The sequence below is a fragment of the Alteribacillus sp. HJP-4 genome (genome assembly GCF_042139015.1).
Lineage (GTDB): Bacteria > Bacillota > Bacilli > Bacillales > Marinococcaceae > JBHIKY01.
Genome location: NZ_JBHIKY010000004.1, coordinates 24,373 through 38,226 on the forward strand (window position 1 = coordinate 24,373; position 13,854 = coordinate 38,226).

Annotated in this window: 11 protein-coding genes; 2 read left to right on the forward strand and 9 right to left on the reverse strand. The window is 42.3% G+C overall.

Annotation, left to right across the window (positions count from 1 at the left end; genetic code table 11):
- The first annotated feature begins 198 nt into the window (after positions 1–198).
- Positions 199–1,215, forward strand: coding sequence for an alcohol dehydrogenase AdhP (gene adhP / locus ACE4RR_RS04615; protein ID WP_375534234.1), 1,017 nt, complete (start codon positions 199–201; stop codon positions 1,213–1,215).
- A 44-nt stretch (positions 1,216–1,259) separates the two neighbouring features.
- Here adhP and ACE4RR_RS04620 read toward each other — a convergent pair whose 3' ends face one another.
- The 9 genes from ACE4RR_RS04620 to htpG all read right to left on the reverse strand — a co-directional run bounded on the left by ACE4RR_RS04620 (position 1,260) and on the right by htpG (position 12,517).
- Complete coding sequence (locus ACE4RR_RS04620) at positions 1,260–2,699, reverse strand: sigma-54-dependent transcriptional regulator (RefSeq protein ID WP_375534235.1); 1,440 nt, start codon at positions 2,697–2,699, stop codon at positions 1,260–1,262.
- Complete coding sequence (locus ACE4RR_RS04625) at positions 2,680–4,362, reverse strand: ATP-binding protein (protein ID WP_375534236.1); 1,683 nt, start codon at positions 4,360–4,362, stop codon at positions 2,680–2,682. The genes ACE4RR_RS04620 and ACE4RR_RS04625 overlap by 20 nt, the downstream gene beginning before the upstream one ends.
- 12 nt (positions 4,363–4,374) lie before the next feature.
- The gene (locus ACE4RR_RS04630; RefSeq protein WP_375534237.1) at positions 4,375–5,520 is read right to left on the reverse strand and encodes an iron-containing alcohol dehydrogenase; all 1,146 of its coding nucleotides are present in this window, start codon (positions 5,518–5,520) and stop codon (positions 4,375–4,377) included.
- Positions 5,521–5,803: 283 nt separating this feature from the next.
- Complete coding sequence (locus ACE4RR_RS04635) at positions 5,804–6,391, reverse strand: NAD(P)H oxidoreductase (protein ID WP_375534238.1); 588 nt, start codon at positions 6,389–6,391, stop codon at positions 5,804–5,806.
- 364 nt (positions 6,392–6,755) lie between these two features.
- The gene (locus tag ACE4RR_RS04640; protein ID WP_375534239.1) at positions 6,756–6,902 is read right to left on the reverse strand and encodes a hypothetical protein; all 147 of its coding nucleotides are present in this window, start codon (positions 6,900–6,902) and stop codon (positions 6,756–6,758) included.
- 80 nt (positions 6,903–6,982) lie between these two features.
- A complete protein-coding gene (locus tag ACE4RR_RS04645; protein WP_375534240.1) occupies positions 6,983–8,587 on the reverse strand; it encodes an ABC transporter permease in 1,605 nt (534 codons plus the stop codon).
- The gene (locus tag ACE4RR_RS04650; RefSeq protein ID WP_375534241.1) at positions 8,587–9,480 is read right to left on the reverse strand and encodes an ABC transporter ATP-binding protein; all 894 of its coding nucleotides are present in this window, start codon (positions 9,478–9,480) and stop codon (positions 8,587–8,589) included. The genes ACE4RR_RS04645 and ACE4RR_RS04650 overlap by 1 nt, the downstream gene beginning before the upstream one ends.
- Positions 9,477–10,118: a TetR/AcrR family transcriptional regulator gene (locus ACE4RR_RS04655; RefSeq protein ID WP_375534425.1), complete on the reverse strand. Its 642-nt coding sequence runs from the start codon at positions 10,116–10,118 to the stop codon at positions 9,477–9,479. Before ACE4RR_RS04655 ends, ACE4RR_RS04650 begins: the two co-directional genes overlap by 4 nt.
- A gap of 515 nt (positions 10,119–10,633) precedes the next feature.
- Entirely contained in the window at positions 10,634–12,517 is a 1,884-nt protein-coding gene (gene htpG, locus ACE4RR_RS04660) for a molecular chaperone HtpG (protein WP_375534242.1), read from the reverse strand.
- 334 nt (positions 12,518–12,851) lie between these two features.
- Between htpG and ACE4RR_RS04665 the strand changes: the two genes are divergently transcribed.
- A complete protein-coding gene (locus tag ACE4RR_RS04665; protein WP_375534243.1) occupies positions 12,852–13,829 on the forward strand; it encodes a 2-keto-3-deoxygluconate permease in 978 nt (325 codons plus the stop codon).
- Positions 13,830–13,854: the final 25 nt, after the last annotated feature.

Genomic DNA, 13,854 nt, shown 5'->3' on the forward strand with positions numbered 1-13,854 from the left:
TCTACATGAAAGACAGAAATTTTTCTTTTTTATTTATGTAAGATAATTCTTATTAAAGGGTGAAAGTATAAAAAACCTGACCCTATCGCCATTTAGACGCCGAACAAGCCTAGTTTTCCCTTAGCAGTCTTAAGAAAATGGCACATTTTTTGCAATAAAATGTCAATGTACGACTAATGAAGAGGAGGAGTTATTAAGATGAAAGCAGCCGTGGTTAATGAATTTAATCAGAAACTGGAAATTAAGGATGTTCCGATCCCGGAGCTCGAACATGGAGAGATTCTTGTCAAAATTCATTCGTGCGGGGTCTGCCACACCGACCTGCACGCAGCACATGGAGACTGGCCTGTTAAACCAAAGCTTCCGTTAATTCCTGGTCATGAAGGTGTTGGTGTAATAGAAAAAGTTGGGGAGGGGGTCGGCTCACTCAAAGTCGGAGATCGTGTCGGCATTCCGTGGCTGTACTCTGCCTGCGGTGAATGTGAATACTGTTTATCAGGGCGGGAAACTCTTTGTCTCGATCAGCTTAATGCCGGTTACTCCGTAGATGGTGGGTATGCAGAGTACTGCAAGGCCCCTGCTGCATATACGTCTAAAATTCCCGATTCTCTGTCTTTTGACGAGGTGGCTCCTTTGTTTTGTGCAGGGGTTACCACTTACAAAGCACTGAAGGTATCAGAGGCGAAGCCGGGGGACTGGGTTGCAATTTACGGCATTGGGGGGTTAGGCCATGTGGCGGTACAATATGCAAAAGCCATGGGACTGAATGTCATCGCCGTTGATGTCCGGGATGATAAGCTGCAGCTTGCGAAAGAATTAGGTGCTGATGATGTAGTTAATGGCATGAATTCAGATCCTGCCGAAGCAATACAGGACAGGCTCGGAGGTGTTCAGGCAGCCATCAGCGTAGCTGTGAACGCCAAAGCATTTGAACAGGCGTATCATTCTGTAAAACGTGGAGGCAGCCTTGTAGTTGTTGGCCTGCCAACCGGGGAACTGCCAATTCCAATTTTTAACACCGTATTAAATGGTGTGACTGTAAAAGGTTCAATTGTCGGAACAAGAAAGGATTTACAGGAATGCTTAAATCTTGCGGCACAAGGAAAAATAAAAACAATGATTGAAACAAAAGAATTGGAAGACATTAATGAAGTCTTTGAAAGCATGGAGAACGGGGAAATAAACGGCAGAGTCGTAATAAAAATGGCTCAATAATACTAGTAACAAATAGGGCCGTGCTTTCTAATCTGCGGCCCTATTCAATTTCCCTTTTCATTTAAAATATAACGAAGCTTCCTGCTGTTTATACCCAGCATTTCTGCTGCTTTTCTACGATCGCCGTCAGTATAATCGAGAGCCTTCTGCGCAAATTCCCGGCTGATATCTTTTTCTGCCTCCCTCAGCTCTTCAATTATGGCATCAATAGACAATTCATTTCCTTCTTCTATTCTGTGTAAATACTTATGTTTCCAAGTTTTTGAGAGCGGTCCTGCAGCTGTCATGGTTTCCAGTGGCAGAGGCGCTGACTCTGAAGCGGTTGAGGTATTTCCCCCATTGCTTTTGTGTATTAGAATGGCTGATTTCTCAATGACATTCTTCACTCCTTCCGTTATCGCTGCTGCCCTCATTAATACATTTGTCAGTTCCCGGATGTTACCCGGCCAATCATGTGCCTTTAATAATTGCAGAGCCTCCCTGGATAATTGCATCGTATCGAATCCCTGCTCCTGCAATAAGAAGTAAGCAAGTTCTTCGATATCCTCCATTCGCTGCCTAAGAGGGGGCATTGTCAGGGTCACAACTTCAAGCCTGTACAATAGGTCCTTTCGGAACACTCCTTTGTCTGCTTCCTCATGCAGATTCCGGTTCGTGGAAGCTATGATTCGTGCTCCTGTTCTTCTTACTTTTTCTCCTCCGACCCGCATGAATTCTCTTGTTTCTAGTACACGCAGAAGCTTCACCTGAATTGACAAATCCGCTTCTCCGATCTCATCAAGCAGCAATGTTCCTGTGGAAGCGAGTTCAAAGACTCCTTTTCTTGTTTTTACCGCCCCAGTAAAAGCTCCAGCCTCATGACCGAATAACTCGCTTTCCAGTACTTGCTCTGCCAGCGCTCCGCAATTAATTGCCAAGAAAGGAGAATTTTCATCTGCTGCAGAGAGCTCGTGGATAAATTGGGCGAGCTTTTCTTTTCCTGTCCCAGTCTCACCTTCAATTAATATATTGATATTTTTGGACGCAAACGTAGCTGCTAACCGTAGCGTCTCCTGCATCCTCGGACTTTGGCCAATAAACATACCGGATTTTTCCGCTAGAAGCTGAGTTGAAAAGGGAGGGGCTGTATGATCTGTCGACTCCAGTACCTTTTCAATTACGGCGATGTCATCAAATGGCTTTTCTAAATAGTCTTCAGCTCCCAGTCTGATTGCCTCTACCGCTGTTTTTACTGTACTATATCCAGTCATCATTATTGCTTTTCCAGCTGGAAATTTTATCTTTATTGTTTTTAATAATTCTAAACCTGTAACATCCGGAAGCTTTAGATCAATAAATGCAAAATCAACATTCATTGTTTTATCAATTGCTTTTTCTGAACTGGCTCGGTCGGAAGCTGTGATCGGGTGATGTCCGTGAGAGTGACACAAATATTGAAACAATTCTCTAATCTCCTGATCGTCATCAATTATAAGAATATTCATTAACCGTCTCCTTTTTTATGGCAGGGAGCCAAAAAGTAAACTTACTGCCTCTCCCTTTTTGACTCTCTGCAAATAAATTGCCGTTGTGAGTTTTCGCGAGATCAATACTTACCGACAGACCAAGGCCGGTCCCATCTGTTTCCTCTTTTGTAGTAAAAAATGGGTCAAAAATAGAATGTAATATCCCTTTCTCCATTCCCACACCATTATCAACCACGGAAAGAAAGACACCATCCTCCCCTCGATGACTCATTTTACCGGTCTCGATTTCAATGGTTCTGTTCTTGTTAGTTTCCAGAAGTGCATCTCTTGCGTTTAATAAGAGATTTATCAATATTTGCTCGATTTGATGAAGACTCCCTTCCACCAGGGGCAGAGCCGGATCATAATGCTTCAGTACCGTGATTTGTTCTCTTTCGATTTGAAATCCAATCAGCCCCAGTACATCTTCTGCAGCCGTGTGCAGGGAACAAAGAGTGGTTTCTTCTTTATCGAGACGAGAGAAAGCCAGCAGATTGCGAATAGTTTTTTGGCATCTTTTACCGCTTCGAACAATGCCTTCTGCTAATGAATACTCTGGTTCCTCTTCATTTATTTTTCTTAATAATAGCTGAGTATTGCCGAGAATTGCTGTTAAGGGACTATTTAATTCATGAGCCACGCCGGCAGCCATTTCTCCAATAGCGGCCAATTTACCTGAGTGCTGCAGCTGAGCCTGTGAAAGCACTGTTTCTGTTACGTCCTTCATATAGATTACGGATCCCTCACTGCCAGTAGTCTTTTTTAAAGGATAAGATCGAATATCGAAAATACGGCCATTTGCCAGCGTGCATCGATATGAATTCTTTGTTTCTAGTCCGTTTTTCAATTCAAGGGGGCATTTTCTGTGAGGTTCGCGGCAGATGAGATCATGGCATGAATTTCCAATTAAATTCTCATAACTTAGGTTAAATATCCGCTCCGCTGCTAAATTACACTGTACAATCTTCAAATCTTCATCCGTTACTATTAATACATCCTCCACGGCTTGAAAGGTCTGTTCCCATTCATCTTTCCCCTGAAGAACGGCTTGATATAGTCTGGAATTTTCAACGAGAACTGCAAGGTGATCCGCAAGCTGACGAAAAAATTCAATGTCCTCCTTTTCATAGGAGACCCTGCGCTTATTCCCCAGGCACAGCACCCCTGCTACCTTATCTTTTACGATGAGCGGGATAATACATACATAATAGATGCCGATTTTCGCGAGCGCCCGTTCCTCTTCAAATTCAAATGGAGCCTGCCCATATTCATGCAGTACAATTAAATCTCTTTTTGCTGCTTTCCAATAAAGTGAGGTTTCTTTCGTAAACACCGTTCCTGGGGCAAGAGGAGCTAATTTCTCAGGATACATGCTCTGCAGCGTCATTTTATTTTCCTCTAAAAGCGATAGACTGACTCTATATACGGGAAATACATCATACAGCTTACGGAACATTCGCTCGAGCGATTCCTGAAGGGGACGATGCACGTGGAATCCTTTTGACAGTTCACTTAATATTTCAAGCTTTTCGTTTTTCTTTTCAAGCTCGGCAATTGTTCGCTTCAACTCGGTATAATAGCTTTTTTTAGAGGATTTAACACCTGTCAGCTTTTCTATGACTGCTTCTTTATCTTCAAACATATTATCCCCTCCTTAATACGCATTTCGAAGCAGCTGTTCAATATCCTCGAGAGACACATCTCTGGGATTGGTTACCATACATGCATCATCAATTGCTATTTCTGCCATTCTTTCATAATCCGGCTTCCGCAGCCCTGCGTCCCGGAGTGTTTTCGGAGCTCCTATATCGTCTGCAAGCATACGAACTGCCTGGATTGCCGCTCGTCCTTTTGAGACATGATCTGACCCCGCAGCTTCTGCCTGAAGGATTTCTCCAATGGCAGCAAAACGCTCAGGCTTCGCTATTAAGTTAAATTCCATCACGTGCGGAAGAAGAATACTGTTAATTTCTCCATGAGAGAGTTCATAATGACCTCCGATCGCATGCGACATTGCATGAACGGCACCAAGAATAGCATTGGAAAATGCCAGGCCTGCCTGCATACTAGCCATTGCCATCGCTTTTTTTGCCTCTAAATTTGTGCGTGAAGCCACAGATGGTCGTAAATATCGTTCCGTTAATTTCATTGCATTGACGGCCTGTACATCAGTAAGCGGTGTAGCTGCTACACTCACATACGATTCAATCGCATGAGTCAGGACATCGAGTCCCGTGGCAGCGGTTAGCATACTATCCTTAGTCATTAATGTATAAGGGTCAATAATAGCGATATCTGGTACGAGTGATTTAGAGACAATTGTCATTTTCTTTTTCTTATCTGGATCTACAATAATTGCAAACTGGGAAACCTCAGACCCTGAACCTGAGGTTGTGGATACCATAATAGTCGGTGGAAGCGGACTGTGGATACGATCGACTCCCTCATACTCTTCGATGCGGCCTCCATTACTAATGAGAATGGCAATCGACTTTGCTACATCAAGCGCACTGCCGCCGCCGATACCCAGAACCGCATCACATTCATTTTCTCTTGAAAATTCCGCTCCCTTTTCTACTTCAGCAATTGTAGGGTTAGTGATAGATTCAAAATATTCCGCATAGGAAAGGGAGGATTCCTCCAGGCTATGTATAACTTTCTCTGTCCAGCCTGCCTCCTCTACTCCACGGTCGCTCACAACCAAAATATTCTGAGCACCAAGCCTGACAAAGCTTTCACCAGTCTGGCGGAGTGCATTTTCCCCAAATATAATTTCTGGTGCTATAAACTTCGTGATCATTTCCTCGTCTCCCCCTCCGGGTAACCGTTTTCATATAATTCTATTGTAACGTATTCCCAATATCTGTTCTTCGTAAAAACGTTAATATAGAAAAATGAGGCTGTGGAACAAAACCAGTAAAAAAAAGCTAAGACTTGTCGCCAGATCAGATGACGACAAGCCTTATTTTTAATTCTTTAAAAATACATTTTCTGCTGCGTACGGCATTCCACAGGAAATGCCTGCTGCCTCATACCGCCCGTGCGTGGTGACAACTAACATAGATAATCGAAAGCGACTTTTACTAGTTCATAACCTGGTATTTGGTATAATTCAGCCCAAGATCATAGGAGCGCTTCAGGATCTCGTCTATATTTCCGGGCTCCCCTTTTATTGTTTCATAAAAAAGTTCAAATTTTGAACTTGGAATTCCTACATAATCAGCGAGCCCAACATTAAAATAATGCTCCATCATTTTATCGTATTTCCTTTTTTGGAAACGCTCGACCGGTGCTCCAGCAAGGCTTATCCATAACACATGCTCATGGGCCAGTTTATTCGGCCCATATGCTACTCCATAATTCCAAACGCGGTCTATATAACCCTTCATTATAGCCGGCATGCTCCACCACCAAAGTGGAAAAATAAAAGCAAGTGCGTCATGCTGATTCATCCTCTTAATTTCTCGTTCCACTTCTGGAGAAAAATGCTGATTACTCGCTGTCCAATTTGGTTCATCAGCTTCGCGCAGAACAGGATCAAAGCCGCTGCGGTATAAATCCAGCACTTCCGTCTCGTGCCCTGCATCTTTCAATCCCTGCACGAAGCGATGTAAAGTCGAAAAAGTTAATGAATCCTTTCTAGGATGAGCTGCTATTGTCAGTACCTTCATGGCCACTCCCACCTCTTTAGATAATCTGTACTTTCATCTTAGAGTAATTAATGAATTCAGTAAAATAGATATTTTTAAATTTATAATTCAATAATAATGATATTAAAAGGAAACTGCTCCCTGCTGAGCATTTGAGGACAGGACGATGCAAAAAATGAAATGGAATACTGGATAGCCGCAGATATAGCTGGGCACTGTGTCCTTTGAGGTGTATAAAGATAAAGACCCAAGCAGTCCTGATTCACGGTCTGAAATTTGGATACCGATTAAATAAGTCTTATTAACTAGGGTGTAAGATATTCGAAATGATTTGCATTTTATTACAAAAAACACCCTGGAAATGATTTTCCAGGGTGTTTCCTCATTAATCTTTTTTACTCACGTATTCATTTGGACGTTCGCCGCCTTGATCATTATGGTTTTTAAACTGACTTAAACGACCATTACGATGCTCACCGTGGTGTTTATTTTCTTTGAATTGCTTATCGTCTTTTTTTGGTTTTCTGCCCATCGAACTTCCTCTTTCCTTGTGAGATTAATACTTAGTGTAAGGAAATTAGCTTATTTTATGCAAGACAGTCTTCTGATAGTTTATCCCTGTAAATCGCGTTTATTATACCCTATGAAGCCTGCTGTCAATGCTCCCACTGCAGCGGCAGTGAGAGCTGCCAAGCTCACAAAATCCAACTCCTCCACAGGAAGCTGAGAAACATGACCATATGGTGTAAGGGTACTTACCCACTCAGGAAATTGAAATAATCCACCCATATAAACGACGACAAAGGAAAACACTAAATAAAGCCACATGAAGCCTGTAAACTGAGGCAGTATGCCGACAAGCAGGACAGCGATACCAATCATGACCCACATCGCAGGGAGATATACGAGAGCTGCTTTATAAAAGGTCGAGACCACCATATCGTTGTCCATCATCGACACTCCAATTAATCCTAGAGCGAGTGAAGCAAGCGAAAGCATAATAAATCCTATGATCACCGATATAATCACGTAGCTTCCAAGCAAGCGCGAACGCGATACGGACTTACTAAGCACTTGCTCATTCCGGCCTTTCTTCTCTTCTCCTTTTAGCTTTAACACAGCTAATAATGGAGGAATTGAGCAGATAATCGCAATAATCGAAGTTATCATAGTCAAAAATTGTTCAGTCAGCGTGAAGCCTTCCTCCGTTTCAAATAGCTCAGCCATCATTTCAATTTCTGAAAAAAAGGACTCTAAATCCCCGAACACAGAACCGTAGGAAGCACCTAATAAAACCATGCCTACGCCCCAGGCAATAAATCCTGTGCGCTGAAGCCTCATTCCAAGCCCTGCCGGTCCCTGCAGCAATATTGAAGCATTATGCCTACCAGGCCTGCTCGGTAGAAAACCGGACCCAAGGTCGCGGATGGCATTTAACGTAACTGCGACGACAAGGATCGCTATCGAAACCGCAGCGGTCATCAGAATCGGCCACCAGTAATTATTAACGTAAGTTTCCGTCCCCACTATCCATCCAAGCGGAGAAACCCAGGATAAACCTTCGTTACTCACATCACCGACAGCCCTGATTAGATAAGAAATACCAAGGACCGCAAACGAAAAACCAATAACCCCTCTGGAGTTTTCAGAGAGCTGAGAAAATAAAGCGGTAACCGCAGTGAAAAATATTCCAGCAGCTCCCAATGCCGCTCCATATAGGAGTGATCCTTCCAGGTCCATGCTTTCGATGCCTAATGCATATAATCCGAGTCCTGTAAGAAGTGCAAGCAGTACATTTGTGATAATAAGCACTGTACTTGCTGCCGCAAGACTCGATAAACGACCTGCAGGAAGAGCCCGCACCATTTCGACGCGCCCATCCTCTTCTTCTGCCCGCGTATGACGGGCCATAAGCAGAATACTCATAATCCCTACGACTACAGCTGTCATGAGAAGCATTTGATGGGCCATCATCGCACCATCCGTGTAATTATCGAGTCCGTAGCCAGGGCCAACCATCGCTATCATCGCAGGATTTCTCATTGTTTCCGCAATGGCCTCCCTTTCCTGCTCACTTACATACAGCCCGGAAAAAGCCTGGGCCACGGCTGCATTTGCAACGAGAAAACTTATGAGCCAGACAGGTATTCGGATCCGGTCCTGACGAAGCTTAAACCGGATAAGAGCCCCAGTTTTGTGAAACAATTGACTGTTCATCAGGATGCACCTCCTACTCCTTCATAGTGGCGCATGAACAAATCCTCAAGCGTCGGTGGAGCGCTTTCCAGCTTCAAAACTCCAAATTCGCTGATATACTTCATAACAGTTTCCAGTTCTTCACTGTCCACTTGAAAACGAATCGCCTGCTCTTTTTCTTCAACATCATGTACACCTTTCATATCTCGAAGTGCAGTCAACGGCCTCTTCGTTTCAACGAGCAGGGTAGTTCTCGTTAAATGACGCAGCTCATTGAGTGAACCGGATTCAATAATCTTTCCCTGCCGGATAATCCCAACCCGGTCACAAAGTCTTTCTACTTCCGATAAAATATGACTCGAAAGCAATATACTCTTGCCAGCTGATTTTTCTTCCATTACACACTCTTGAAAAACGCGTTCCATCAAAGGATCAAGTCCGGAAGTCGGCTCATCGAGTATAAAAAGATCGGCATCGGATGAAAAAGCAGCGACGAGCGCAACTTTCTGACGGTTTCCTTTTGAATATGTCCGGCATTTTTTGGATGGATCAAGATCAAAGAGCTTAATCAGTTCTCCACGACGTTTTTTATTGTTCGTACCGCGGAGCTTCATAAACAAATCAATCACTTCTCCTCCGGTTAAATTCGGCCACAGATTCACATCTCCCGGTACATAGGAGACACGTTTATGAATTTCTACTGCATCCTTCCATGTGTCCCTGCCGAAAATTTTCGCTTCGCCTTCTGAAGCTTTTAATATACCGAGCAGCACCCGGATGGTAGTCGATTTTCCTGCCCCGTTTGGACCAATAAAACCGTAAACCTCCCCATTATTCACTTCCATGTTAACCCCGTCCAGAGCAGTAAATTTACCGAAGTTTTTTGATAAATTAATCGTCTGTAGTACGCTCATCCTTTCCCCTCCTCATCCTTGTAATAGCATTTCTTTAAAATCTCCAGGTACTCAAAAAATTCTTCCCAGAGAGGCTCTATATCTTCTTTCGCAAAATTTCTTCCCTTCAGCTTAGCTTTAATTTCCTCCTGGTACCCTTCGATAGACCAGCGAATCAGGTTAAAAGCTTTAGTTACGTCAATGCCTTCACGAAAAAGAGAATAATCAATGTTTCCATAAACCTTTGAGTAACCAAGCTTCTGCAGTCTCTTAAATTCGGGCAGTATTTTCTCCGGCATGTCTTTTTCATCGAGCAGCAGGAAAGATCCTAGAAAATTAAATACCCACGGATTTTCCGCAAAGGCTTTCATCTTTATATAGGTTGCCTGCCTCATTCGTTCTATAAAATCAGTATTTGTCTCATCAACATGCTGTATATAATTATTTATGGCAATTTTAAGACTGTAGTCAATCAGGTAGTGGTATAACACATTTTTATTTTTAAAGTAGTAAAACAGCATTCCTTTACCGATGCCGGCATTTTTTACAATTCGATTAGTAGAAGCCTTCTCGTACCCATTCTCTGCGAATTCCTGCAGAGCTGCTTGTAAAATTCGCTTTTTCTTTTCATCATCCAGCTTTTCAAAATACTTAGTAATAAGACATCCCTCCTACCGGACCAGCTGTTAGACCAATGTGGTCGATATTATCATAGCACCAGTAGACCACACTGGTCAATATAAATTTTCTGCCATTAATTTTCTCTCCGTTTTTTCATGAAACTTTCTGTATAACCTCCATGTTCATCCGTACAATGATAAATTTTATCTTCGAAATGATTTTTAATAAGGGATGACTTGCGGGCTGGTTGAAGACTTCGAAAATTCTAACCGGGCTGTATGCGGACAGGAGATCCGTTATTTTATTAATTTTCGCATCTCATTTTGAATGGCTGACGGACATCAGATAAGCTATTTGCCTGAAGGGTGGGAAAATCAGCTTCTTTTTTGGCAGATAGAGGAACTCATGTCCCGTCAGTCCGCTGTACCTGCCTGCGCTGCTCAAAGGATGAAGAAGAATTAATTCAAAGCACATAATAAAAAAGGCAACAGAGTCTTTTACGTAGACCTGTTACCTTTCTAGATACTTATTGGCGTTAAAACGGCGCGTTATTTTATGCCATCACTTTACACATATCATTAGTAAGTGCCACCGGGTCTTCCACCGGAAGGCCTTCAATAAGCAGAGCCTGATTATACAAAATATTAGTGTATAGGGATAACTTATCTTTGTCGTTATCATAAGCACCTTTTAACGATTGATAGATGCTGTGGTTAATATTTACTTCTAGTACTTTATCAGCTTTGACATGCTGATTCTGATCGGGCATCTGCTGGAGGATTTTCTCCATTTCAATGGAAACTTCACCATCCGCTGTCAGGCAGACGGGATGAGACTTCAGACGCTTGGAGGCCCGGACATCTTTCACCTTGCCGGAAAGCAGCGTTTTGATTTCTTCAAATAGTTCTTTGTTATCCTCTGCTTCGTTCTTTTCTTTCTCTTCCTCTTCTTCTGATTCGATGCCGAGATCTCCGCTTGCCACAGATTTAAACTGCTTATCTTCATAGCTCATAATTGTTTTTATCGCAAATTCATCAATGTCTTCAGTAAAATAGAGTATCTCGTAGCCTTTATCGAGCACCATTTCCGTCTGCGGCAGTTTTTCTATTCTGTCAATCGAGTCACCAGTGGCATAGTAAATATACTTCTGTTCTTCCGGCATTCTGTCCGTATACTCAGCGAGTGAAACTAATTTTTTTTCTTTTGAAGAATAGAAAAGCAGTAAATCCTTGAGGTCATCTTTGTTAGCTCCAAAGTCCATTTGAATGCCGAATTTCAGCTGGCGGCCAAACGCTTCAAAAAATTTCTCATACTCTTCCCGTTCATCCTTCAGCATGGTTTTCAGCTGGCCTTTGATTTTATTTTTAATATTTTTAGCGATCAATTTTAGCTGGCGGTCGTGCTGCAGCATTTCCCTGGAAATATTTAACGATAGATCCTCAGAATCGACGATACCTTTTACAAAACCAAAGTAATCAGGCAGCAAATCCCCGCACTTTTCCATAATCAGTACGCCGTTCGAATAAAGCTCGAGACCTTTTTCGTATTCCTTCGTGTAAAAATCAAATGGTGTTTTCTCTGGTATAAATAGAATCGCTTGATAGCGGACGGCGCCGTCGACACTGATATGAATATGCTTTAAAGGCTCGTCAAAGCCGTAATGCTTTTCCGCATAAAATGCTTTGTAGTCCTCATCAGTAAGTTCGTTTTTATTTTTTCTCCAAATGGGCACCATGCTGTTGATGGTTTGTTCTTCTTCAATTTCTTCGTATTCGCCTTCTTCATTGTCCTTTGGCTTTTGCACGCTGACATCCATTTTAATCGGATAGCGGATGTAATCAGAGTATTTTTTAATTATTGATTTTAATGTATGTTCTTCTACAAATTCATCATAATTCTCATCTTCTGTGTTTTCTCTTAACTTAATAATTACTTCTGTACCGGTTACTGCTTTTTCGGCCGGCTCTATCGTATAGCCATCCAGTCCGTTAGAAACCCATTTAAAGGCTTGATTACTGTCTGCAGATTTCGTATAAACTACAACATTCTCTGCCACCATAAAGGCAGAATAAAAGCCTACTCCGAACTGTCCGATAATATCGTGACCGTCCTTGATTTCATTTTCGTTCTTAAAAGCAAGTGAACCACTTTTTGCGATAACCCCGAGATTAGATTCAAGCTCTTCCTCTGTCATACCAATTCCAGTATCTACGATTTTCAACTCACGGTTTTCTGGATCCGCACTAACTTTTATGTAGTAATCGTCTTTATTAAAAGTCAGCGTATCGTCTGTTAAAGCTCGGTAATACATTTTATCAATTGCATCGCTCGCATTTGAAATTAACTCGCGCAGAAAAATTTCTTTTTGAGAATAAATCGAGTTAATCATCATTTCTAACAGACGTCTCGACTCTGCTTGAAATTGTTTAGTTGCCATTAGTAAAACTCCTTTCAGCTGTCATAATTAGCACTCTATATATTCGAGTGCTAAAAGTTCCCACTTCTATTTTACTTATCCCTGCCCTTGTGTCAATATCTAACGAAAATTTTATGTAGAAATGCCTTGATTGAATATTTATCAAATGGTCATAAAAACGGTCACTCCCTCCTTCCTCCTGTGTCCGTTTTTTAATGTGTTGCAAATTAAAACGTTTTCAAAAAACTGCGTAATAATAGTTGCACACTACTATGATGTGTTTTATATTTAAACTTGTAAGCGCTTGTAATATTTATTATGTTGCAATTTGCAATAACAAAAAGGAGGAAGTATAATGCGTGTAAAAGCTAATATTGAAAAAATACCTGGAGGCATGATGGTGGTTCCATTGCTGCTCGGAGCAGTTATAAATACATTTGCCCCTGGGATGCTGCGAATTGGTGGTTTTACCCAGGAGCTCTTTGTAGACGGAGCTCTCGTACTTATTGCTCTATTTCTACTTTGCGCTGGAGCGCAGATTAACGTAAAGAATGTTGGTGTGACTATCGGAAAAGGAGCCACCCTTCTTGCTGTTAAATGGGTTGTCGGTGCCAGCATCGGTCTGATAGCTTATATATTTGCTGGTCCCAGCGGACTCTTTTTAGGGCTCGCACCACTTGCCATTATTGCTGCTATGACAAACAGCAATGGTGGACTTTACGTTGCCCTTGTCGGCCAGTACGGAAAAGGAGAGGACCGTGCTGCTTATTCTATTCTGGCTTTAAACGACGGCCCATTTCTTACAATGGTCGCACTATCCATTTTTGGAGCTATGGGATTTGTTGAAGGCTTATTCTCCTTTGTGGATTTTATCGCTGTCCTTCTCCCTATTGTAGTAGGTGCTGTTCTCGGTAATCTTGATGAAGAAATGAGGGAGTTTTTAGATAGTGGCAGCAATATGCTAATCCCTTTCTTCGCCTTTGCCCTTGGAATGGGAATTAACTTCGCAGATATTATTGCCGGAGGACTAGGTGGCATCATTCTTGGAGTAATGACCGTACTATTAACTGGTACAGCAGGCTATTGGGTATTTAAATCTTTTAATTGGAATCCAGTTGTCGGTGCTGCGGAGGGATCCACTGCCGGAAACGCTGTCGCAACCCCAGCAGCAATCGCTTCAGCTAATGCTGCTTTCGCCAGTATGGAATCAATTGCGACCGTTCAGGTGGCGGCAAGTGTTGTAACCACTGCGATTTTACTGCCTGTATATATTGGATTTTTAGTAAAACGATTGGAGAAGAACGGAAAAATGCAGGAATATAAAGCAAGATAATCGTTCCCAGCGAGACTGGTAATTT